Here is a 22,921-nt window from a genome sequence, read left to right as displayed (position 1 = left end):
CATGAACGAAGAAGATTTTGAGATGATCGAACCTGGTGTTCTCAAATATAAAAAAAATGAGAAAGGACCAAGTGAGACGATATATCAAGGAACCAAATATTTCAGATTCATGGATTACTTCTACACTCATATTGAACACCTCGACGAGCTGAAGCCAATAGAAGTCAGCAATCTATGCCGCGCTCGCGCCCAATTCCCTGAATTAATAAGCCCCGCAAATGGTAAAGTCCGCTCTTTATTTGAATCGTTAGCTATTAAAATCGCACCCTCCAGCCTTCTAGAAATCGGCGCAGGCAAAAACCCGGTATTTAAAGTCAATGCTACGCTGGGAATGCATTACGTCCTATCAGATGCAGATGAGATAGTAGTCAAATCCCATTCGAGCAACGATCTCGACTGCTATGTTTTCTCTGACACCACATACACTCTTCCTTATGAAGAGGGCTATTTCGAAATGGTGATTGCCGTATTTGTATTGCACTTCCCATTTTACAAAGCTCAACTAACCGAGCTAAGCAGGACCTTGAAAGCAACGGGAGTCATTGTCGCCAACGTATATCGGCGCAGCATCGCTGCCAGAGAAAAGCTCGCTTCAGACATACAAGACTGCGGTTTTAAGATACTTAGAATCCATGACTCAAGTGATTTATGTCTAAATCACGAATATTGGATATTTGGTAAAAGCGATGCGCAGATGGAGGCCTGCGCAAACACTTTAAAACAACTTCTAGGCCTTCCTTAAGAGTCAGAACTCCATTTTTTCAGAATCTGATCAACTCTTTGCTTTAGACTCTCAAAACCTTTTTCATTTACAATTACCTCATCCGCTATTGACACGAGCTGAGGAACATCTAGTTCACTTCTCGACAGTACTAAACCATCAAACGCTTCACGAGAAATTCCTACATCCTTCAATTCTGTCCGGTCTCTTAAGGTCCTATCAAAACGCACATCCGGATCTGCTGTGACAGCCAAAAGTTTAAAACTCGCAACTTCAGAGTACCGTTTTATCTCCTCTGGATAGCGAATGCCATCGACAACTATCCGCCCCAAGTGAAGGTTATCGAGGCGATACCTTGCGATAATGTCGTTCCCCAAAACTTTAAAAATCGAGTTACCCAACCTTCCCAATCTTTCCCGATCAGAAGGTATCCCCATACCTTCTAATATTTCCCTAAGCACGTCAGAGTTGGAAGCGGATATATACCCGTATTTCTCAACCAGGTATTTTGTAATCGTCGTTTTACCGGCCCTGATAGGCCCTACTAAGCCAATTATTTGAGGAAGCTCGGCGGCCATATCAACACCATCATCGAATAAATATAAACGGCAGAAAGGAAAACCATCATTACCGCCGCCTTAGTTGAAGGCGGATGGTCACGCCTAGTATTTTTCCGGCTATCTTCGCCTGGGAAAAATTTGATCGCGAAGTATTCGAGCTGTTTACCCAATGCGAAAAACAAAAGAAGAGCAATTAGCGATATGTCGCCCCATAGAGCTTCGTATGGAGTACCCGCAGATGGCGCTGCCCGGCTAACCATCCAAGCAGCGAAAACACAGAGCAATGAGATAGAGCAGTATGTCAAAAGCCCTTGAATGAAAGAGTAAAACCTTTCGCGGATAAGAACAGGATGGGGGGTGCGTGGACTATAGATAACATCTACAATCACGTCCCAGACAAAGAAGACGGAAAACACCCACATCATTTGGAGTGCTTCGGGACGAGCAGACGCCACTCCAACATATTTAGATATCTGCTTATCCTTCATATACTCCGTAAAATTTTGCTCCATTGTTTTGGCAATAGCAAAATACAGAACAACAAGAAATACTTCGATTAATAAAAGCACAAACTCCTTTGAAAAAATATGTGCAATCTCAGTCTTATGGCCGGCAGCTTGAGACTTAGACCACATAACCCAGCTCATTGATACCATAAGCAACGCCAGAAAAGAGTGCGTAAGCGATGCAAAAAGCAGCCCATTGCCGGAAAGTAAATTTTCCCACATCTTCGGTGGACTAGAAGCCAAATCCCAACCGCCGGTAACTACAAATAATAGCTCAGCTATTTGCTGAGCTATTGTCGCTGCAACCAGGGCAAACAACATTGCAATGAATGTTCGTCTAAGTTCATTTTGACTAGTACCATTATTCAAGTTTGCATTACCACTTTGGGCCGAATTACTCATAGACATTCCTTTGAATTAGCTAGAATTATACAAATAGCTTTGGCTGGCTAATGTATTGAGCCGCCACACAGTGCTTCATCGAAACTCATGCATCCAATACGACTGCGATGGCAGGCAATGCTTATCTAACATTACCGGATGCCGATCTTCTTTGCGAACGCAATTAGCCTCCAGGCACCGTATTCACTGGTTGCCGGTCATGCACGGTGCGTGCCCAACCACCCTGGTTACGCCTTCTAAAATAATCCTCCAGAGGATACCGGATCCCAATTCATGATCACCAGTTCTTGACTGATCTCAGTTTTCCCTTGCCGCTGATTGGTGCTGCTGTAGCGGATGTCCAAAGTCTCGAAGTGAAAGCCCTTGAACACACGGCGGATGTCAGAGTGGTCGTTGATGCTGACCATCACCTTGCCTTTACAGCGGCGCATGAAGTCGGCAATCCGCTCGTAGTTCTCGAACGGAAAGTCCACACCGTAGCCCGCGGTCTGCCAGTAAGGGGGGTCCATGTAGTGGAAGGTGTGGGCACGGTCGTAGCGTTCAGCGCATTCAAGCCAGGGGAGGTTTTCGACGTAGGTGCCGGACAGTCGCTGCCACGCGGCCGAGAGGTTCTCCTCGATTCGCAGCAGGTTGATGGCCGGACCAGTGGTCGCGGTGCCGAACGTCTGCCCGGTGACCTTGCCGGCGAAGGCATGGTGCTGCAGGTAGAAGAACCGGGCGGCGCGCTGGATGTCGGTGAGGGTTTCGGGACGGGTTATTTTCTGCCACTCGAACACCTGACGGGAGCTGAGCGCCCATTGGAACTGGCGCACGAATTCTTCCAGGTGGTTCTGCACGACGCGATAGAGCGTCACCAAGTCGCCGTTGATGTCATTCAGGACTTCAACCGGGGAGGCCTGGGGTCGAATGAAGTAAAGCGCGGCACCGCCGGCAAAGACTTCGACATAGCATTCGTGAGGCGGAAAAAGCGGAATGAGGCGGGTCGGCTAGACGGTATTTTCCGCCCATCCATGCGAAAGAAATGGGACAGATTCATTAAATTTTCTATCAAGAAGGCAATAAGAGTAAGAGCCGAGCAATTTGTAGTCACTGCACAGGCCTAGCCCAAACCAGATTCACCCGCAGAAATGTACCCTTCGACGGCGGCGTCGGTGAGGCTTTTCAGATCTGTGCAGGAGGGAAACAATTCACGTCGAGACACACCTTGCGAAGGCCTGCTGATTCAAGCGCTCGGTCAACGGTGTAAGATGCCCGAAAACGTCCACCATCGAGGCTGCCATGTCCGGCATATCCCTGAATCTGCCCGAAGACCTATCGAACTCCCTCGCCGACCTGGCCAAGACCAACGGGCAAAGTGCGAGCTACCTGGCAATGGACGTTCTTCGCGACTACATCGAACGTGAAAAAGCGATGACCACAAAGATCGAACTTGCGGTAAAGGAAGCTGACCAAGGCAAATTCGCTTCCGATGACCAAGTGGCAGCGATGCGTGCCCGGCGAGGGAATCAAATTGGCGCGGACTCCGTATCGCGTACACGGTAATCGCCTTCAAATCCTCGGCGTATTTCTCACTCGACAATGTCCCCGCACAAATGGTGAAGTCGGCGCAATATTGCTCTCCCAACACCTCCTGCCCTTCCCTGATAAACTGTGCCATCCGCCTCGCTGATTCAGATTCCCAATGCCCTTACAAACTGCCCCGCTCTCCCGCCGCTTCTCCGTCGCCCCGATGATGGATTGGACCGACGCCCACTGTCGCTTCTTCCTACGCATCCTCTCCAAGCACGCGCTGCTCTACACCGAAATGGTCACCACCGGCGCGCTCCTCAATGGTGACCACGAACGCTTCCTGCGCCACCACGAAGCCGAACACCCGCTAGCCCTGCAACTAGGCGGCAGTGTCCCGGCCGACCTGGCCGCCTGCGCCCGTATGGCCCAGGAGCATGGTTACGACGAAGTGAACCTCAACGTCGGCTGCCCCAGCGATCGGGTGCAGAACAATATGATCGGCGCCTGCCTGATGGGGCATCCGGGGTTGGTGGCTGACTGCGTGAAAGCCATGCGCGATGCAGTGTCGATTCCGGTGACGGTCAAGCATCGCATCGGGATCAATGGGCGGGACAGTTACGAGCAATTGTGTGAGTTTGTCGGGACGGTGCGTGAGGCCGGGTGTACGAGTTTTACCGTGCATGCGCGGATTGCGATTCTGGAGGGGTTGTCGCCGAAGGAGAATCGCGACATCCCGCCGCTGCGTTATGACGTGGTCGCGCGGTTGAAGGCGGATTTTCCGGAGTTGGAGATTGTGCTCAACGGCGGGATCAAGACGCTGGAGGCGTGCCACGAACATCTGCAGACCTTCGACGGTGTGATGCTGGGGCGCGAGGCTTATCACAACCCATATCTGCTGGCTGAAGTGGATCAGCAATTGTTCGGCAGCACCGCGCCGGTCATCACCCGGGCCGAGGCGCTGGCGCAGTTGCGACCTTATATCGCCGATCACCTGGCCGCTGGCGGCGCGATGCATCACATCACCCGTCACGTGTTGGGGCTGGGCACCGGTTTCCCGGGAGCGCGGCGGTTTCGGCAGTTGTTGTCGGTGGACATCCACAAGACCAAGGACCCATTGGCGCTGCTGGATCAGGCGGGGCAACTGCTGGAAGGGCGTTAACCGTCACTTGCTTTGAACCTGCACGCTGTTTTGGCATCGTATCTACCGATACCGCCCCGGCCTTTCAAACAACCGTTTTCAGGTTGTTGCCGCTGGGGCCCGTCGATCCCCCTTCGCGCCCTTGAGTGGCTGCCGGCCCTCGGGTAATGTCAACGGACCCATAGGACAGAGCATACTCATGACTTCCAAGCTGGAACAACTCAAGCAATTCACCACCGTCGTGGCCGATACCGGCGACTTCGAGGCCATCGCCCGCGTCAAGCCCGTGGACGCTACCACCAACCCTTCCCTGCTGCTCAAGGCTTCGGCCATTCAAGGTTATGCCGAGCAGCTGAACGCCTGCGTGGCGGACTGCAAGGGCGACGTGGGCCTGGCCAGCGACCGTTTTGCCGTGGCGGTTGGGCAAGAAATCCTGAAAGTGATCCCAGGGCGCATTTCCACTGAAGTGGATGCGCGCCTGTCGTTCAACACCGAGGCCATGCTCAAGCGTGCGCATCGTCTGATCGATCTGTACGAAAAGGCCGGCATTGGCCGCGAGCGCGTGCTGATCAAGATCGCCTCCACCTGGGAAGGTATCCGCGCTGCCGAGCAGTTGGAGCGTGAAGGCATCCAGTGCAACCTGACACTGCTGTTCTCCTTCGCCCAGGCCGCTGCCTGTGCCGATGCCGGGGTGTTCCTGATTTCGCCGTTCGTGGGCCGTATCTACGACTGGTACAAGAAAGCCAACGGCAACGACTACACCGGCGCGGATGATCCGGGCGTGCAGTCGGTGACGCGCATCTACAACTACTACAAGGCCAATGACTACAAGACCGTGGTCATGGGCGCGAGCTTCCGCAACCTCAACCAGATCGAGCAACTGGCCGGCTGCGACCGCCTGACCGTCAGCCCGGACCTGCTGGAAAAACTGGCCGCCGACGAAGGCAAGCTGGAGCGCAAGTTGGCGCCAGGGCAAGCCGGGGAGGCGCGCTTGAACCTCAATGAAGCGCAGTTCCGCTGGTTGTCCAACGAGGACGCCATGGCGACCGAGAAACTGGCCGAAGGTATTCGTCAGTTTGCCCGGGACCAGGAGAAACTGGAGGCGTTGCTGCAAGCCAAGCTTTGAGCTGATTCACAAGGCATGCAAAAAGGGCGAACCTTGGTGGGTTCGCCCTTTTTTATGTGGCTTGGCCTGAGGGATGTGGCGGATCGATAGACACTATCGCGAGCAATCTCCCACAGGTGAATGCATTCCAATGTGGGAGCGAGCTTGCTCGCGATGAGGGCGGTCAGCCTAAGCAAAACCCAGGGATCAAGGCCCCTCTAGCGCATTCACCAGGTCATGGAAGGCTTCACGATTGGAATCGTTGAGCCCCATCAGGATCTTGTGGGCTTCGAGCACCTTGATCCGCACTTCTTCTTCGGACTGGTCCTGGTCAGGCAGGTCGTCCAGGCATTCCGGGCACGGCACAGGGTCGCTCACGATGTTGAACACCTGGTCGAAGCCCATCGATTGCAGCAGACGGGTGATGTCGTTGTGGGTGGTGACGACAGTCGGCAGCAGACCGACCTTTTGCCGCGACAGGATCGACAGTTTGGCCAGCAGGCCCAATGTGGTGCTGTCGATGCTGCGGGTTTCGGTCAGGTCGATCACGATGGCGCTGAAGTTCAGCGCAGTGAAGATCCGCTCAATCGTCGCATCCAGCGCCGAACACAGGGTCAGGCGCACTTCACCGACAAACTTCAGGACAAAGGTGCCGTCCTGCTCGGCGAACTGGATTCTACCGGTACTCATCAAAGGTTCCTGCTCAACACTAACAGGGCGATATCATCCGGCATCTCCCCTAGCGTGGCTAATCCAAACACTTGACGCAAGCCTTCCAGGCTGCCGCCCGCTGCTCTCACCCGTTCAGGCAAGGCCGCTTCTTTCTCTTTGAGTGTAGGTTCTGTCAAAAGGTCCAAAATGCCATCAGACATCAGCGTCAGGCTGAATGTCGGCGGCAATTCCAGTACGTGGTCTTCGTAGGTGGCCTCGTTGAACAGGCCCACCGGCAAACCACGTCCTTCCAGGTAACGCACACTGTCTGGCGTATACAACACAGGCAAAGGCAGGTGACCGCCAATGCTATAGGTCAACAAACCCGTCTCCTCGTCGATGACTCCACCGACCATCGTGACGTGTTTGCCCAGCTTACAACTGATCAGGCCTCGGTTGATATGCCCAAGGACTTCCGAAGGCTTGAACTCTGGCAGCGTGCCGTTGCGCTTGGACTCGAACAACAGGCGCGTGGTCATGAACTTCAACAGCACCGTCACGAATGCCGAAGAAGCACCATGGCCGGAAACATCCGCCAGGTAGAACGCCACTCGCCGCTCATCGACCCGGAAATAGTCCACGAAATCGCCCGACAGGTACAACGACGGGATGATCTGGTGGGCAAAACGGAAATCGTCGACGGCCCAGGGGCTGACCGGCAGCATGTTCATCTGCACCTGGCGCCCGGCGTTCTGGTCTTCCTGCAACAGGTTCAGGCTGGCTTCCAGCTCGCGGTTGGCGGTCTCCAGCTTTTCGCGGTAGCGCTGGTTTTCCAACAACAGCCGCGAACGGTCCAAGGCCCGGCGCACCGAGTGCTCGAGCACCGCGAGGTCTTCAAGGGGCTTGATCAGGTAATCTGCCGCGCCCAGGCGCAATGCCTCGACCGCGTCGTTCATCACGCCGGCGCCCGAAACCACGATCACCGGGGTCTGCGCGGAAATCTCGGTGACCTGGCGAATGAGTTCGAGTCCGCCCATCTGCGGCATGCGCAGGTCGCAGATGACCAGGTCGGGCTTGTCTTGCTCGAATACCTGAAGACCCTGTTGGCCATTGCTGGCCTGCAGGACGCTGAAACCACTGTCTTCCAAGTAGGCTGCGAGACTGGCTCGCACCACTTCGTCATCATCGATTATCAGCAGCGTGGCACTGGTTTTTGGCATGTGGGCAAACGGCGCCAGAATTAGGTTGGCGTAGCGGGCTGGGCCGTCTGGCCTTGCACGCACTACTGGATTCGCTTTCTAGCCTCTCTGTCGTACAGGTTTCAGGTCTTTGCCCTACACGCAACTACATCAGAGGTGCCCTTCTAAGGCGCAGACGGTACTCCCATCCGCGGGGCGTTTCAAGCTCATGCAGATAGCCGCTTGCCGTCTTTATTTGTCAAAGCACAGAGAGTTATAAGAACCGAGCGAAGCGTAACTCAATGGAAGGATCAAACCTGTTCAAACACGACGCCAAAGCACAGAAGGCGGCCTTCTGGGCCGCCTTCCTGGTTTTACAGGTCGAAATTAAAAATCGTCTTCGACCTGGCCATCCTTGACCTTGAATTCGCGGTTTTGCAGGTAGGCATTGCGGATGAAGACGTATTTGTCGCCACGCACCATCTTCTCGGCCGACAACAGGCTGGCGCGGGTGTCGACGATGTTCAGGCCTCGAATAGAGTTACGCACCGAGACGTTATCGATATAACGATACGGGGCCGTGTAGTCATCGACCAGCTTGGCCGGCGCGTCACGCAGGGTGCTTGGCCCCAGCAGCGGCAACATCACATACGGCCCGCTGTCCAGGCCCCAGTAGCCCAGGGTCTGGCCAAAATCTTCGTCGCTGCGCTGCAGGCCCATCTGGGTGCCCACATCAAAGAAGCCCAGCAGGCCGAAGGTGGTGTTGAAGATCAACCGGGCAGTGTCGACCCCGGCCGCGGCCGGCTTGGCCTGCAGCACGTTGTTGGCCAGGTTGCCCACGTCGCCGATGTTGCGGAACATGTTGTGGATGCCGTCTTCAAGGAACTGCGGCGTCACGTATTGATAACCCTGGGCCAGTGGCTTGAGCGCATAGGTGTCAATGGTGTCATTGAAGATGAAGATTGGACGGTTGATGCTTTCCCAAGGATCTTCTTCCGTCGCGGCCTGGGCAACGAACGGAACCAGCAGGACGCTGGCAGACAAACATAGCTGAGCTAGACGATGGCTCCAGCGCATAGGGGGAAACTCCTTGGATTGTTCAGGCAAGGGCGCCGAGCCCAGGCGGTAAGCTGGCTAGTATAAGACGGAACGCGTGGATAGGCAGCACCGAAAAACACGTAGGCTGTAGGACGTTTCCACGACCGGCGTCCTTCATTTCACTGTCACCGGACTGTCATCGAGGCCCTTTAGGCTGGTGGTTATTTCAAGGATGTTCCCATGCCCCGCCCCGAAGCCCTGCCCCTCCCCGCCCCTAGCCTGACCGCCGTACTGTTTGGCCTGAGCGGATGCCTGGTGGATTTCGGCGCGCGCATCCGTCAGCCAGGCGCAGAGCCCGTCGAGCATGCACAGCCAACACCTGGCGCCCTTGAGAGCTTGCACCAGTTGCAGCGCCAGGAAATCCCTTGCGCCTGGCTCGACGAATTGCCACCTGCCGTCAGCCATGCCTTGGCGGCGTCATTGCCAACGTGGATCAAACCACCGCAACTTCCCGCAACAAATAATCCTTGGCCGGCACCGCATGCCTGCTGGCAGGCCCTGATGGCGCTGAACGTCCAGCAACTGGACGGTTGCGTGTTGGTCAGTGGCGAACCCCGGTTGTTGCAGTCAGGCCTCAACGCCGGTTTGTGGACCATCGGCCTGGCGTCCTGCGGCTCGCTGTGTGGCCTGGCGCCTGACGAATGGCAAGCGCTGAGCCAACAGGAACGGGAAACCAAGCGTGCCAAGGCCACCGTGCAATTGTTCGGCCTGGGGGTGCATTCAGTGATCGATCACCTGGGCGAACTTGATACTTGCCTGGCGGACATCAGCCTGCGCCGACTCAAAGGCGAGAAGCCATGACCGGGATCATGCAGGGAGCGCGAGGGTAGATTACTCTTAAGGTAAGCCACGGACTTTTGACACGCTGTCGCGGTCCATGGCTGTGCCTATCAATAAAGGGAGTACGCCAATGCCTGCCCGCGAATTGCAAGAACAGCTCAATACACTGCGCGAGCAATTGGACCAGAACCCGCCGCTTTCCGAAGCCGAGCGTGATGATCTACGGACGCTGATGGAACAGATCGAGTTTGAACTTGAGCTGGAAACCAAAACGCCGGACAACAACCTCGCCGACAATGTGAACCTGGCTGTCGAGCGCTTCGAGGTGGAACACCCCACCCTTGCCGGGACCTTGCGCAACATCGTGCAAGCCTTGGGCAACATGGGGATCTGAACCCTTCAAATGCAAAAAAGCCCTGCTATCGCTAGCGGGGCTTTTTAATGTCGGCAATCTGAAATGCAATCCATTGTGCGAGCAAGCCCGCTCCCACATCAGAGACTCACTGGCGGACCAGGCGATGGTTCGGCAGTTGAACGTCTTCAGTACTGCGATACGGATTGATATCCAGCCCGCCCCGACGCACATACCGTGCATACACCGTCAGTTTTTCCGGCTTGAGCAAGCGCTGCAGGTCGAGAAAGATCCGCTCCACGCATTGCTCATGGAAATCGGAATGCTGGCGGAAGCTGACGATGTAGGCCAGCAGGCTGGCCGGGTCCAGGGCCGCGCCGCGATATTCCACCGCCACGCTGCCCCAGTCGGGCTGGCTGGTCACCGGGCAATTGGACTTGAGCAGGTGGCTGTGCAGGCTTTGCTCGACAATGCGTGAAGCATCGCAGCGCAGCAGCTCCGGACGCGGGTGCGCGTAGGAGTCGACGCTGATGTCCAAATCGTCGATGCACGTACCGGGCAGCGCCACGATGCCTTCACGCTCCACGTCCTTGAGGCTGCGGATCCGCACACCCACTGCTTTGCCGGCAGCCGCCGACAGGTCCTGGCGCAGGGTCGTTTCCAGGCTCGCGGTATCGGCGAACGGCGTCTGGTTCAAGGAGTTGAGGTACAGCTTGAAGGATTTGGACTCGATGATGTTCGGCGAATCCGCCGGGATCGCGAACTCACCGATGGCCACCACCGGCTTGCCGGACGGCAGCAGCCACGACAGCTCGAAGCAGTTCCAGAAATCCACGCCCTTGTACGGCAGGGTCTCGGCCGTCAGGCCCAGTTCCGCCCATTTCGCGGCGCGCGGGATCGGGAACAGCAGTGACGGCGTGTACGTGGCGATGTATTCGCTGGATTTGCCCAGCGGCGAATGTTCGGCTGCGGGATGCATGACGGAAACCTGACTGAAGAATCAGCCGATTCTATCAGCCTTTGCCGCAGCCTTTGAGTGCTTACTGACTGACTGTCAGGTCGCCCTTCATCCCGGCCTGGTAATGACCGGGGACATTGCAGGCAAATTCCAGCCGGGTGGCCTTGTCAAAAGCCCAGGTCAACTCCGCGGACTTACCCGGCTCAACCAGCACGCTGTTAGCGTCGTCGTGGCGCATCATGCCGCCTTTGCCACCGTGCCCCATCGAGGCATGCTCCATTCCTGGCTTCATCCCGGTCGGCGTCAACATGCCGCTCTGTTGCATCTTGAGCATTTCCTGCTGGTGCTGGGCATGCATCGCAGCGTTACCGAGGTTGAATTCGTGCAGTAACTGGCCTTTATTGATCAGTACGAACCGTACCGTCTCGCCCGCCTTGATATCCAGCGCGCCGGGATTGAACGACATGTCGCCCATCACCACCTCGATGGTGCGACTGGCCTTGGCCGCTGGCGTGGGCTGGCCGAAATCAAAGTGCTCACCGGGCGATGCCCACAACGCGGTACTCAATACCCACGCAGAGGCGGCCAGGATCAGACGGTTTACCATCAACATGTTCATACTCCGACAAGGTAAGGTTCAACTTGCCCAGGACTCTAGATGGGTGCGGCTGCCAATTGACTGACAACTGCATTACAACTCTGTCAGGTTGTGCCACGGCCACGGCCGTCGCGGTATAACGCCCACGTTCAAACCATGCCTTGAGCTGCCCATGAAACTGCTGATCGTCGAAGACCAAACCAAAACCGGCCAATACCTGCGCCAAGGCCTGGGTGAAGCCGGGTTCAACGCCGACCTGGTGGCCGATGGCGTCACCGGCCAGCAACTGGCCTTGAGCGGTGAATACGCTTTGCTGATCCTCGACGTGATGTTGCCCGGCCGCGATGGCTGGCAGATCCTGCAAGCGGTCCGCGGCGCCGGGCTGGATACACCGGTGCTGTTTCTCACCGCGCGGGATGCGGTACAGGATCGGGTACACGGCCTGGAGCTGGGCGCCGATGACTACCTGGTCAAGCCCTTTGCTTTTTCCGAGCTGCTGGCGCGAGTGCGCAGCCTGTTGCGTCGAGGCAGTTCGACGCAACAGGAAACCAGCCTGCAACTGGCCGACTTGCGCCTGGACCTGATCCGCCGTCGCGTCGAACGCAGCGGTCGGCGCATCGACCTCACCGCCAAGGAATTCGCCCTGCTGGAAATGCTCCTGCGCCGCCAAGGCGAAGTACTGCCCAAATCGCTGATCGCGTCCCAGGTCTGGGACATGAATTTCGACAGCGACACCAACGTCATCGAAGTCGCGATACGACGCCTGCGAATCAAGATTGACGATGACTTTCCCAGCAAACTCATCCACACCGTGCGGGGCATGGGCTATGTGCTTGAAGAGCGCAGCCTGTGAGGGGCCGGTGGTCGCTGAGCAGTCGCCTGGCGCTGCTGTTCGCCGCCTGCACCGCTGTGGTGTCGTTGTTCGCCGGGGTGTTGTTCAGCCGTGGCAGCGAGGCGCATTTCATCGAGTTGGACCAGCAACTGCTCGAAGGCAAGCTGATCGGCCTGCGCCGAGCCCTGCAAGACCTCGACGCCGAGCAGACCCAGGCTCGCCTGGAAGATGAACTGAGCCGTCAGGCCGACCTGGCGCTGCGCATCAAGGGCAGCGATGGTGTGCGCTGGTACGACAGCTCGATCCGGATTCCAGCTCAATTGCCGGAGCGTCCCGGCCTGTCGACCCTCAGCGATGCCGACACCGATTACCGGGTGTTGAATGCGCCGTTGTATCCCGATCGAACCAATTCGCCGCAGCTGACCCTGTTGCTCGACATCACCCACCACCAGCACTTCCTGCAACGCATGCAGCGCCTGATCTGGCTGACCGTCGGCCTCTCGGCCCTGGCCACCGCCCTGCTTGGCGCCTGGGCCGCCCGGCGGGCCTTGCGCCCCTTGCGACGCATGGGTGCCATTGCCGGCAGCGTCTCGGCCCGCTCCCTCAACGCTCGACTGCCCGAAGAGCAAATGCCCGCCGAACTGGCGGAATTGGCCCACAGCATCAACGCCATGCTCGGACGCCTCGACGATGCGTTTCAGCGGCTCTCAGCGTTTTCTGCCGACATCGCCCATGAATTGCGCACGCCGCTGTCGAACCTGCTGACCCACACCCAGGTCACGCTCACCCGCGAACGCCCGCTGGAGGATTACCGCGAGGCGCTGCACAGCAATCTCGAAGAACTGCAATGGATGGCGCAACTGGTCAACGACATGCTGTACCTGGCCAAGGCCGACCACGGCCTGCTGGCGCTCAATCGCGAACCGCTGCAATTGGCCGAAGAAGTGGACGCGCTGCTGGACTTCTTCGCGCCCCTGGCCGAAGACGCCAACGTACGCCTGAGCCGCGAGGGCGAGAGCCGCATCGAGGGTGACCGCAACATGCTGCGCCGGGCCCTTTCCAACCTGCTGGACAATGCGCTGCGCTTCACCCCGATTGACGGCGAAGTGCGGGTGCGCATTATCGATGAGGCTCAAGGGGTGAACATAAGCGTGGAGAACAGTGGCGAGGGGATTGCAGCGGATTTGCTGCCGCGACTGTTCGACCGCTTCTACCGCGCCGACCCGGCCCGCCAGGAGGGCAGCAGCGAACACGCGGGGCTCGGACTGGCCATCACCCGCTCGATCATCCGCGCCCACGGCGGGCAGATCCGCTGTGAGTCGGCCGATGGTTGGACGCGATTCCTGATCGAATTGCCGAAGGGGGATTGAGCCCGACGCCCCCGGTGGGGAGAGTCCTGTAGGAGCTGACGAGTGCAACGAGGCTGCGATCTTTCCCCAGACATTTGAGTCTCAAGCGAAAGATCAAGATCAAGATCAAAAGATCGCAGGCTTCGCCAGCTCCTACAGAGCCCAGCGGGAGCAAGCTCCCTCGCCACAGGGGGATTCAGAGTCCGCGACAACCTCAGGAATACCGCAACGCCTGCGCCGGCTCGACCTTCGCCGCACGCCACGCCGGGTACACGGTGGCGAGGAAGCTCAGGATGAACCCGGCCGAGCAGATCAGCAGCACATCACCGCGCTGCAGCTCCGAGGGCAGGTTGCTGACGAAGTACACATCGGAACTGAAAATGTGCTGGCCGCTGACCCGTTCCAGCCAGCCCACCAGCGCACTGACGTTCAGCGCTGCGATCACCCCCAGCACGCCGCCAATCAGCGTGCCGACGACGCCGATCACCGTGCCTTGGACCATGAAGATCGCCATGATCTGCCGCGGCGTGGCGCCGATGGTGCGCAGGATCGCAATGTCCGCACCCTTGTCATTCACCACCATGATCAGCGTGGCGATGATGTTGAACGCCGCCACCGCGACGATCATCAGCAACAGCAAGCCAATCATGGTTTTTTCCATTTTCATGGCGCTGAACAGACTGCCCTGGGTGTGGGTCCAGTCGTCGGCTTTGTAGGCCGCGCCAAGACTGGCGGCGATATCAGCGGAGACCTTCGGCGCCGCGTACAAGTCTTTCACCGCCAGGCGCACGCTTTGCACCTGGTTGGGCTGCCACTGCTGCATCTGCGCGGCGTCGGCCAGGTGGATCAGCGCCATGGAGCCGTCCAGCTCGGCACCCACCTTGAACACACCTACCACGTTCAGCCGCTGCATCCGTGGGGTAATGCCGCCAGGGGCACTGCTGATTTCCGGCACGATCAAGGTGATTTTGTCGCCGACGTTCAGGCGAAAGCGACGGGCGGTGATTTCACCGATCACCACGCCAAACTCTCCGGGTTTCAAGGCATCCAGACGCCCCTGGACGATATGCTGGGCGACGATGGACACCTTGCCTTCCTGGGCCGGGTCAACGCCGCTGATCTGGATCGGCTGCATCGAACCCTTATAGCTGAGCATGCCTTCCATCTCGGTGAAAGGTACGGCGGCGGTGACTTCAGGGTTTTTCAGCGCCGCGGCGGCCACCGGCTGCCAATCGTCGATCGGATTGACGCCGACGATAGTGGCGTGGGGCACCATGCCGAGGATGCGCGAGCTCATTTCGCGCTGGAAGCCGTTCATCACCGACAACACCACGATCATCGCCAGCACACCCAGGGCGAGGCCGATCATCGAGGTCATGGAGATGAACGAAACAAAGCGATTGCGGCGCTTGGCGCGGGTATAGCGCGTGCCGATAAAGATCGATAACGGTCTGAACATTCGCGGGGCACCGTATGAAAATAAAAGACCCGGCACTTGTTTCAAGCACCGGGTTTCGGTTGGTCAGATGGGCGTCAGGCAACCTTCCTGCAAGTGCAGGACACGGTCCATCTGCCGGGCCAGGTTCATGTCGTGGGTCACCACCAGGAACGCGGTGCGCATCGACGTGCTGAGCTCCAGCATCAAATCCTGGATGCCCTGGGCCGTGTGGGCGTCGAGGTTGCCGGTCGGCTCGTCGAGCATCACCAGGCCAGGCTTGTTGACCAGGGCCCGGGCAATCGCTACGCGTTGGCGCTCACCACCGGACAGTTCGGCCGGCTTGTGCTCCAGGCGATGCCCCAGCCCTACCCGCTCCAGCAACGCCGTGGCCCGCTGTCGGGCCTCTGGAATCGCCGTGCGGCCGATCAACAGCGGCATGCAGACGTTTTCCAGCGCGGTGAATTCGGGCAGCAAATGGTGGAACTGGTAGACGAAGCCCAAGGATCGGTTGCGCAGCAGGCCACGGGCCTTCTCGTTCAACGCCGAAAGTTCTTCGCCCGCCAGCCAGACGCTGCCGGCGGTCGGCGTATCCAGGCCGCCCAGCAGGTTGAGCAAGGTACTCTTGCCCGACCCGGAAGTGCCGACAATCGCCACGCGCTCACCAGGATGCAGCTCCAGCTGCAGGCCCGACAACACCACCACCGACTCAGGACCTTCCTCGTAGGATTTGCCCAGGTTGCGGCAGCTCAAGATTGCTTGTTCACTCATGCCCGACTCACTCATAACGTAACGCCTCCGCAGGCTGGGTGCGCGCGGCACGCCAGGCAGGATACAGGGTGGCGAGGAAACTCAGGACCAACGCGGCGCCGCAGACCATCAACACGTCATCGGCCTGCAATTGCGATGGCAGGTAATCGATGAAGTACACGTCGGCGTTGAGAAACTTGTGCCCGATCAGGCCTTCGAGGGCGGCAATCGCGGCGCTGACATTCAGCGCGGCGAACATCCCGACCAGGGCGCCGACGAACGTACCGATCACGCCGATGACCGTGCCTTGGACCATGAAGATGCGCATGATCTGCCCCGGCGTGGCGCCGAGGGTGCGCAGGATCGCGATGTCGCCCTTCTTGTCGTTCACCACCATCACCAGCGTGGAGATGATGTTGAACGCCGCCACGGCAACGATCAGCAACAGCAGCAGGCCGATCATGGCTTTTTCCATGCGGATCGCCTGGTACAGGTTGCCGTGGGTACGGGTCCAGTCCCGGGCGTAGTAACGATCTTCGCCGAGTTGCTGGGCGATGGTCCACGCAACGCGCGGTGCCTGGAACAGGTCATCGAACTTCAACCGCAGGCCCTGGACCTGATCCGGCTTCCAGCGATGCAGGCGTGCCAGGTCCTGGAGGTTGGTGACGCCCAGGTAACCGTCCAGCTCGCCGGCGCCGACATGGAAAATGCCGACCACGGTGAAGCGTTTCATGCGCGGGAACATGCCGCCCGGGGTCACGGTGACCTCCGGGGCGACGAACGTCAGCTTGTCGCCAATGGCAACGCCGAGCTTGGCCGCGGCCTTGTCGCCGATGACGATGCCGAAACTGCCTGGCGCCAGGTCGTCGAGTTTGCCCTGCTGCATGAAGTTATCGATGATCGATACCTGCCGCTCGAGCCCGGGGTCGATGCCATTGAGCAAGACCTTGGACACCTTGCCGTCGTTGGTCAGCAGCCCCTGCATCTGGGTGAACGGCGCAACGGCCAGCACCTGCGGGTTCTGCTTGACCTTGGCGGCCAGGCTCGGCCAGTCGCTGATGGCTTCGCCGGATTCGAGGGTCGCGTGGGGCACCATGCCCAACACGCGGGTGCGCATCTCATGGTCGAAGCCGTTCATCACCGAAAGCACGACGATCATCACGACCACGCCAAGGGCCAGCCCGATGATGGACGTCAGGGAAATGAACGATACGAAATGATTGCGACGCTTTGCACGGGTATAACGCGTGCCGATAAATACGAAGAGAGGTCTGAACATGTCGGGGCTTGTTCGGAGGGAAAAGGAACGTCCTTGTGGCGGGGGTCACAAACCAGCTTTACACTCAGACCACCGCCGCTACCATGGGTTCGCCATGTCGACATTAGATGAAGAAGATCGCCGCGAATACTACCGTATCGAGGACACGATCGCACTGGAAATTCGGCCCCTGTCCATTCCTGAAGCTGCTGGCCAGGATGTGTTGCAGGATGCATCTCCATTGTTCAATCTGCTCAGTGAATTGCACCTGAGCGAATTCGAGTCACAGCACCTGCTGCGCCAGATCAGCGAGCGCGAACGCAGCATCGTGGCGTATCTCAAGGCAATGAACAAACGCATCGACCTGCTCAGCCAGGTCATTGCCCTGACGGTGCTCGGCGAAATCGGCGAACCGCAGCCGGTGATCATTTCCGAAGGCGGCGTCGACTTCCAACACCCTACGCCGATCGCGGTCGGCAGCCACTTGTCAATCAAACTGGTGCTGATGCCCCAGGCCCTCGGCCTGTTGCTTCGCGCGCGGGTCACCCACTGCGACCCCAAGGGCGACGGCTACGACGTGGGCACCGAGTTCGAACGCCCAACCGACGCCCAGCGCCAGTTGCTGGCCCGCTACATCCTGCAGAAACAGGCGCAAGAGCGGCGCCTGGCCCGGGAACAGAACGAATCAGGTATCGATAAGGAAGAACCGTGACCCTCATTTATGGCCACCGCGGCGCCAAGGGCGAAGCGCCGGAAAATACCCTGACCGGTTTTCAGGAGTGCCTCAAGCACGGCGTACGCCGTTGCGAGCTGGACTTGCACCTGTCCATGGACGGCGAGTTGATGGTGATCCACGACCCGACCCTCAAGCGCACCACGGACCGGCGCGGCAAGGTGGTGGAGCATTCCGCCGCCGAGTTGGTGACCTACGATGCGCGCAAGGGTGGCCCGGGCTGGATCAAGCCGTGCCCGATCCCACGCTTGGAGGAGCTGTTCGAGAAGTGTGATTTCGAGCACTGGCAACTGGAAGTCAAGAGCGCCTCGCGCACCCGCGCCGCCGCCACGGTGCTGGGCATCCGCGAAATGGCCCAGCGTTTCGGGCTACTGGACAAGATCACCATCACGTCCAGTTCCCGGGAAGTGCTCAAGGCCGCCCTGGACCTGACCCCGGATATCTCCCGCGGGCTGGTGGCCGAATACGCCTGGCTCGATCCGTTGAAGGTCGCCCAGAGTTACGGCTGCGAGATTCTGGCGCTGAACTGGACCCTGTGCACGCCGGAACGCCTGATCAAGGCGCAGCGACAGGGGCTGCATGTGTCGGTGTGGACCGTCAACGAGCCCGCGCTGATGCGCAGGCTCGCCGACTTTGGCGCTGACAGCCTGATTACAGACTTTCCCGGTTTGGCCACCGCCACGCTCGAGAATGGCTGAAATCGGTCTCCCCGGCCGGCTCAGGCCACCGGCCGGAGCCGCTCAAAAAAGCCGGTTGAGCCCGTCATAGGCCGCTACCCGATAGGCTTCTGCCATGGTCGGGTAGTTGAACGTGGTGTTGACGAAGTACTTCAACGTATTCAGTTCGCCCGGCTGGTTCATGATCGCCTGGCCGATGTGCACGATCTCCGACGCCTGGTAGCCAAAGCAGTGCACGCCCAGCACTTCCAGGGTCTCGCGGTGGAACAGGATCTTCAGCATGCCTTGCGGCTCGCCGGCGATCTGCGCCCGCGCCATGCCCTTGAAGAAGGCCTTGCCCACTTCGTACGGCACCTTGGCCTGGGTCAGCTCCTGCTCGTTCTTGCCGATCGAGCTGATCTCCGGAATGGTGTAGATGCCGGTCGGCACGTCGTTGACGAAGCGCCAGCTGCCGTTGTCGACAATGCTGCCGGCGGCCGAACGGCCCTGGTCGTGGGCGGCACTGGCCAGGCTCGGCCAGCCGATCACATCACCGGCGCCGTAGATGTTCGTCACGCAAGTACGGTAGTTCTCGTCGACTTCGATCTGACCGCGGCTGTTGACCTTCACGCCGATGTTTTCCAGGCCCAGGGTGTCGGTGTTGCCGGTACGGCCGTTGCACCAGAGCAAGGCGTCGGCCTTGATCTTCTTGCCGGACTTGAGGTGCAGGATCACGCCATTGTCGACGCCTTCGACGCGGTCGTAGTCTTCGTTGTGGCGCACGGTGATGTTGTTGTTGCTGAAGTGATAGCTCAGGGCCTGGGAGATTTCCGAATCCAGGAAGCTCAGCAACTGGCCACGGTTATCCACCAGTTCCACCAGCACACCCAGGCCGCTGAAGATCGAGGCGTATTCGCAACCGATCACGCCGGCGCCATAGACGATGAGCTTACGCGGGGTGTGACCCAGGCTCAGGATGGTGTCGCTGTCGTAGATACGTGCATGGTTGAAATCGATATCGGCTGGACGATACGGGCGCGAACCGGTGGCGATGATGATGTGCTTGGCCACCAGCTTCTCGACCACGCCATTGCCGCAGACCACTTCGACCGTCTGCTCGTCGGCAAAGCTGCCGGTGCCGAAGAACACATCAACGCGATTACGGGCGTAGTAGCCGGTGCGCGAGGCCACCTGCTTGGAGATCACCTTCTCGGCGCTCTTGAGCACGTCCGGGAAGGAGAACCAGCGCGGCTCGCCGATGGCCCGGAACATCGGGTTGGTGTTGAACTGCATGATCTGCCGGACGGAGTGACGCAAGGCCTTGGACGGGATGGTACCCAAGTGGGTGCAGTTGCCGCCGACCTGCCGACGGCTGTCGACCATCGCCACCTTGCGCCCTGCCTTGGCCGCGTTCATTGCCGCGCCTTCCCCCGCTGGGCCAGAGCCCAGTACCACCACGTCGTAGTTGTAGACAGCCATGCGTACTCCTCAGAACAGGCCGTGGCGCCTCACTTGGCACCGACGGCTAAATCATGCCGGCCTGCGGCATGAAGGAACAATTTGGGGCCGGTTCACGAGCCCGGCCACAGTCTATAGAAGCGTCAACGCCGCGCACATTACCCCTTGGTCGCGTCGTAGGCTAGTTTTGCCTGTGCTATTTCGCCACAGGTATGCTTTCACAGCGCTGTCATCATTGGGTTTTTCCGCCAGTCATCCGTTCAAATGCTTCATTGGTGCGAACGACGAACCGCTCCCCCTCCCGCAACACGAAAAATACCCCGACGTCATGTTTCTGGGCATAGTCCCAACCCCGTTCAGGCCCCAGAATCAGCAACAGCGTCGATAGTCCATCGGCCATCAACGCCGAAGGATGAATCACCGTGACTGACGCCAGGTTATGTAGGACCGGCGTGCCGGTGCGGGCGTCAAACGTGTGGGAATAACGCCTGCCGCCCTGTTCGAAATATTTACGGTAGTCGCCCGAGGTGGAAACCCCGTAGCCGTTGACCTCGATGACACGCTCGGCCACTTGCCGGTCGTCCCGGGGCTCTTCCAAGGCGATACGCCAGGCCGAACCATCTGGCTTGCGCCCCGCAGCCTTGAGTTCACCGGTAGCTTCGGCCAGGTAACTGTCGATGCCCAGGGCTTGTAGCCTGGTGGCGATGCGGTCGACGGCATAACCGGCGGCGACGCTGTTGAAGTCGACTTCCACCGCGGCGTCCTTGCACAACCGCTCGCCCTCGATGCGCAAATGACCATGACCGACGCGTTGCCGCATCAGGGCCAAATCTTCTGCAGTCGGCACTTTCTCTTCTCGGGACTGGGGCCCGAAGCCCCACAGGTTCAGCAGCGGCTCCACGGTCAGGTCAAACGAGCCGTCGCTTTGAACCGACAACCGCTCACCTACGCGGACCAACTCCAGGACCGGGCCAGGCATGACCTGACAGCTGTTGGCCGGTAGCGCATTGAAACGCTCGATGTCCGAGTCGCTGCGATAGGTCGAGAGTTGCCGATCCACTTCGGCGAGGATGATTTCCACCTCGGTCTGCACCGTTTTCGCAGCGGGGCCGGCGGAATGTCTGACGTATTGAATCGAATAGTGGCTGCCCATGGTCGGGCCGTCGAAGCGCTCCAGGGTGTCGCCGTTGCCGCAACCCGACAACACACCGGCCAGCACCATAAGCCCAATCCATCGTCCAGTTAACAAATCTTCATCCCCCCTCAAAACCGCGCCCGCCATTATGAACGCCAGCGCACGCAAAAAACCCTGTGGGAGCCAGCCAATGGAGCCCTGTGGGAGCAAAGCTTGCTCGCGATCCAGGCGATACGGTTCAACTGCAAGACCGAGTCATCGTTCATCGCGAGCAAGCTTTGCTCCCACAGGTTCCAAGGTTCCAAGGTTCCTGCAAGCCTCCCACAGGGGTGCAGCACCTTCATACAAGATTTACCAGAACGAGTAGCTACCCATGTCTTCCCAAACGAGCAACGGCAAGGCGATTTTTCGCGTTGTCAGCGGCAACTTCCTGGAGATGTTCGACTTCATGGTCTATGGCTTCTACGCCACGGCCATCGCCAAGACGTTCTTTCCTGCCGACAGCGCTTTCGCCTCGCTGATGCTGTCCCTGGCCACGTTTGGTGCCGGGTTCCTGATGCGTCCCCTCGGGGCGATTTTTCTCGGTGCCTACATCGACCGCCACGGTCGTCGCCAAGGCTTGATCATCACGCTGGCGATGATGGCCATGGGCACGATACTGATCGCCTGCGTGCCGGGCTACGCCGTCCTGGGCGTGGCGGCTCCCTTGCTGGTGCTGCTCGGTCGTTTGCTGCAAGGCTTCTCCGCGGGCGTGGAACTGGGCGGCGTGTCGGTTTACCTGGCGGAAATCTCCACACCGGGGCGCAAGGGTTTCTTTGTCAGTTGGCAATCCGCCAGCCAACAGGCTGCCGTGGTGTTTGCCGGCCTGCTGGGGGTGGGCCTCAATCACTGGCTGAGCCCCCAGGAAATGGGCGACTGGGGCTGGCGCGTACCGTTCCTGGTGGGGTGCATGATTGTGCCGGCGATATTCGTGATCCGTCGCTCATTGGAGGAAACACCCGAGTTCCAAGCAAGGAAACATCGTCCCAGCCTGTCGGACATTGTCCGCTCCATCGGTCAGAACTTCGGCATTGTCTTGGCCGGTATGGCGCTGGTGGTGATGACCACCGTGTCGTTCTACCTGATCACCGCTTACACACCAACCTTCGGCAAGGCCGAGCTGAACCTCTCAGACCTCGATGCGCTGCTGGTCACGGTGTGCATCGGTTTGTCGAATTTCTTCTGGCTGCCCGTGATGGGGGCGTTTTCCGACAAGATCGGACGCAAACCCCTGCTGCTCGGTGCGACTGTCCTGGCGATCCTCACCGCCTATCCAGCGCTGTCCTGGTTGGTGGCGAATCCCAGCTTCAGCCATTTGCTGATCGTCGAGCTGTGGTTGTCGTTCCTGTATGGATCGTACAACGGTGCAATGGTCGTGGCCTTGACGGAAATCATGCCGATCGAGGTGCGCACCACCGGTTTCTCCCTGGCCTACAGCCTGGCGACAGCGACGTTCGGCGGGTTTACCCCGGCGGCTTGTACCTATCTGATTCATGTATTGGATAACAAGGCCGCGCCGGGGATCTGGCTCAGTGGCGCGGCCATATTGGGGTTGATTGCTACCTTGGTGTTGTTCAAGGGTAATCGTCATGAACTGCGGACCGCGCAAGCTTCGATGGTGAGCGGCGCCTGATAGATTGCCTTCGTCGGATCGCCGCCCGGAGCAAGCCCAGGCAGCACAAACTCCAGATACAAAAACGCCCCGACAAGTCGGGGCGTT

The 22,921-nt window shown here is 58.8% G+C and carries 23 protein-coding genes and 1 pseudogene; 11 read left to right on the top strand and 13 right to left on the bottom strand.

The genetic code is table 11. From position 1 onward, the window contains the following. The first annotated feature begins 1 nt into the window (after position 1). The gene (locus GFU70_RS09375; protein ID WP_153387915.1) at positions 2-742 is read left to right on the top strand and encodes a methyltransferase domain-containing protein; all 741 of its coding nucleotides are present in this window, start codon (positions 2-4) and stop codon (positions 740-742) included. Here GFU70_RS09375 and GFU70_RS09370 read toward each other — a convergent pair. The 3 genes and pseudogenes from GFU70_RS09370 to GFU70_RS09360 all read right to left on the bottom strand — a co-directional run bounded on the left by GFU70_RS09370 (position 739) and on the right by GFU70_RS09360 (position 3,197). Continuing rightward, entirely contained in the window at positions 739-1,299 is a 561-nt protein-coding gene (locus GFU70_RS09370) for an AAA family ATPase (protein WP_153387914.1), read from the bottom strand. The genes GFU70_RS09375 and GFU70_RS09370 overlap by 4 nt on opposite strands. Then, positions 1,275-2,189 (bottom strand): hypothetical protein, encoded by a 915-nt coding sequence (locus tag GFU70_RS09365; RefSeq protein WP_153387913.1) that lies wholly within the window; start codon positions 2,187-2,189, stop codon positions 1,275-1,277. The genes GFU70_RS09370 and GFU70_RS09365 overlap by 25 nt, the downstream gene beginning before the upstream one ends. 236 nt (positions 2,190-2,425) lie before the next feature. Continuing rightward, positions 2,426-3,197, bottom strand: a pseudogene (locus tag GFU70_RS09360) (DNA adenine methylase). A 270-nt stretch (positions 3,198-3,467) separates the two neighbouring features. Between GFU70_RS09360 and GFU70_RS09355 the strand changes: the two are divergent. The 3 genes from GFU70_RS09355 (at position 3,468) to tal (ending at position 5,962) form a co-directional block, all read left to right on the top strand. Continuing rightward, a complete protein-coding gene (locus tag GFU70_RS09355; protein WP_116642820.1) occupies positions 3,468-3,731 on the top strand; it encodes a CopG family ribbon-helix-helix protein in 264 nt (87 codons plus the stop codon). 139 nt (positions 3,732-3,870) lie between these two features. After that, complete coding sequence (gene dusA / locus GFU70_RS09350; protein WP_153387912.1) at positions 3,871-4,857, top strand: tRNA dihydrouridine(20/20a) synthase DusA; 987 nt, start codon at positions 3,871-3,873, stop codon at positions 4,855-4,857. Positions 4,858-5,035: 178 nt separating this feature from the next. Continuing rightward, positions 5,036-5,962 (top strand): transaldolase, encoded by a 927-nt coding sequence (gene tal, locus GFU70_RS09345; protein WP_153387911.1) that lies wholly within the window; start codon positions 5,036-5,038, stop codon positions 5,960-5,962. A gap of 186 nt (positions 5,963-6,148) precedes the next feature. Here tal and rssC read toward each other — a convergent pair whose 3' ends face one another. The 3 genes from rssC to GFU70_RS09330 form a co-directional block, all read right to left on the bottom strand. Then, on the bottom strand, positions 6,149-6,631 hold the full coding sequence (gene rssC, locus GFU70_RS09340; protein ID WP_058544996.1) for an anti-sigma factor antagonist RssC: 483 nt from the start codon (positions 6,629-6,631) through the stop codon (positions 6,149-6,151). Then, positions 6,631-7,812 (bottom strand): two-component system response regulator RssB, encoded by a 1,182-nt coding sequence (gene rssB, locus GFU70_RS09335; RefSeq protein WP_058544995.1) that lies wholly within the window; start codon positions 7,810-7,812, stop codon positions 6,631-6,633. The genes rssC and rssB overlap by 1 nt, the downstream gene beginning before the upstream one ends. A 345-nt stretch (positions 7,813-8,157) precedes the next feature. Then, a complete protein-coding gene (locus GFU70_RS09330; RefSeq protein ID WP_058544994.1) occupies positions 8,158-8,847 on the bottom strand; it encodes a VacJ family lipoprotein in 690 nt (229 codons plus the stop codon). Between the two features lie 201 nt (positions 8,848-9,048). Between GFU70_RS09330 and GFU70_RS09325 the strand changes: the two genes are divergently transcribed. Both GFU70_RS09325 and GFU70_RS09320 read left to right on the top strand, forming a co-directional pair. Continuing rightward, the gene (locus GFU70_RS09325) at positions 9,049-9,669 is read left to right on the top strand and encodes a hypothetical protein (RefSeq protein WP_064106772.1); all 621 of its coding nucleotides are present in this window, start codon (positions 9,049-9,051) and stop codon (positions 9,667-9,669) included. A 109-nt stretch (positions 9,670-9,778) separates the two neighbouring features. After that, the gene (locus GFU70_RS09320) at positions 9,779-10,042 is read left to right on the top strand and encodes a DUF4404 family protein (RefSeq protein ID WP_058544113.1); all 264 of its coding nucleotides are present in this window, start codon (positions 9,779-9,781) and stop codon (positions 10,040-10,042) included. A gap of 106 nt (positions 10,043-10,148) precedes the next feature. Here GFU70_RS09320 and queF read toward each other — a convergent pair whose 3' ends face one another. Together queF and GFU70_RS09310 are read right to left on the bottom strand one after the other, a co-directional pair. After that, the gene (gene queF, locus GFU70_RS09315; RefSeq protein WP_058544114.1) at positions 10,149-10,979 is read right to left on the bottom strand and encodes an NADPH-dependent 7-cyano-7-deazaguanine reductase QueF; all 831 of its coding nucleotides are present in this window, start codon (positions 10,977-10,979) and stop codon (positions 10,149-10,151) included. 61 nt (positions 10,980-11,040) lie between these two features. Continuing rightward, positions 11,041-11,571: a plastocyanin/azurin family copper-binding protein gene (locus tag GFU70_RS09310; protein ID WP_116643797.1), complete on the bottom strand. Its 531-nt coding sequence runs from the start codon at positions 11,569-11,571 to the stop codon at positions 11,041-11,043. A gap of 157 nt (positions 11,572-11,728) precedes the next feature. Between GFU70_RS09310 and GFU70_RS09305 the strand changes: the two genes are divergently transcribed. Beyond that, complete coding sequence (locus tag GFU70_RS09305; protein WP_153387910.1) at positions 11,729-12,409, top strand: heavy metal response regulator transcription factor; 681 nt, start codon at positions 11,729-11,731, stop codon at positions 12,407-12,409. After that, positions 12,406-13,758: a heavy metal sensor histidine kinase gene (locus GFU70_RS09300; protein WP_153387909.1), complete on the top strand. Its 1,353-nt coding sequence runs from the start codon at positions 12,406-12,408 to the stop codon at positions 13,756-13,758. Before GFU70_RS09305 ends, GFU70_RS09300 begins: the two co-directional genes overlap by 4 nt. 193 nt (positions 13,759-13,951) lie before the next feature. On the opposite strand, the gene GFU70_RS09295 is transcribed toward GFU70_RS09300, so the two are convergent. From GFU70_RS09295 to GFU70_RS09285, 3 genes are all read right to left on the bottom strand, one after another. Beyond that, positions 13,952-15,196: a lipoprotein-releasing ABC transporter permease subunit gene (locus GFU70_RS09295; RefSeq protein WP_058544117.1), complete on the bottom strand. Its 1,245-nt coding sequence runs from the start codon at positions 15,194-15,196 to the stop codon at positions 13,952-13,954. A gap of 63 nt (positions 15,197-15,259) precedes the next feature. Beyond that, positions 15,260-15,958 carry a lipoprotein-releasing ABC transporter ATP-binding protein LolD gene (lolD, locus tag GFU70_RS09290; RefSeq protein ID WP_058544118.1) on the bottom strand — a complete coding sequence of 233 codons (699 nt, stop codon included), beginning with the start codon at positions 15,956-15,958 and terminating at the stop codon, positions 15,260-15,262. Next, positions 15,951-17,201, bottom strand: coding sequence for a lipoprotein-releasing ABC transporter permease subunit (locus GFU70_RS09285; RefSeq protein ID WP_003199675.1), 1,251 nt, complete (start codon positions 17,199-17,201; stop codon positions 15,951-15,953). The genes lolD and GFU70_RS09285 overlap by 8 nt, the downstream gene beginning before the upstream one ends. 94 nt (positions 17,202-17,295) lie before the next feature. Between GFU70_RS09285 and GFU70_RS09280 the strand changes: the two genes are divergently transcribed. Next, the gene (locus GFU70_RS09280) at positions 17,296-17,892 is read left to right on the top strand and encodes a PilZ domain-containing protein (protein ID WP_058544119.1); all 597 of its coding nucleotides are present in this window, start codon (positions 17,296-17,298) and stop codon (positions 17,890-17,892) included. Next, entirely contained in the window at positions 17,889-18,611 is a 723-nt protein-coding gene (locus tag GFU70_RS09275) for a glycerophosphodiester phosphodiesterase (RefSeq protein WP_058544120.1), read from the top strand. The genes GFU70_RS09280 and GFU70_RS09275 overlap by 4 nt, the downstream gene beginning before the upstream one ends. A gap of 42 nt (positions 18,612-18,653) precedes the next feature. Here the strand turns inward: GFU70_RS09275 and sthA are convergent, their stop codons facing one another. Beyond that, entirely contained in the window at positions 18,654-20,048 is a 1,395-nt protein-coding gene (gene sthA / locus GFU70_RS09270; RefSeq protein WP_058544121.1) for a Si-specific NAD(P)(+) transhydrogenase, read from the bottom strand. A gap of 211 nt (positions 20,049-20,259) precedes the next feature. Beyond that, positions 20,260-21,249: an FAD:protein FMN transferase gene (locus tag GFU70_RS09265; protein WP_153387908.1), complete on the bottom strand. Its 990-nt coding sequence runs from the start codon at positions 21,247-21,249 to the stop codon at positions 20,260-20,262. A gap of 286 nt (positions 21,250-21,535) precedes the next feature. Here GFU70_RS09265 and GFU70_RS09260 point away from each other — a divergent pair, with 286 nt between their 5' ends. Then, on the top strand, positions 21,536-22,834 hold the full coding sequence (locus GFU70_RS09260; RefSeq protein ID WP_058544123.1) for an MFS transporter: 1,299 nt from the start codon (positions 21,536-21,538) through the stop codon (positions 22,832-22,834). The last annotated feature ends 87 nt before the right edge of the window (positions 22,835-22,921 follow it).

The organism is Pseudomonas brassicacearum (assembly GCF_009601685.2).
GTDB classification, from domain to species: Bacteria; Pseudomonadota; Gammaproteobacteria; order Pseudomonadales; family Pseudomonadaceae; genus Aquipseudomonas; species Aquipseudomonas kilonensis_B.
Note: the sequence above shows the minus strand (reverse complement) of the source record. Positions and strands in the feature narration are given on the sequence as shown.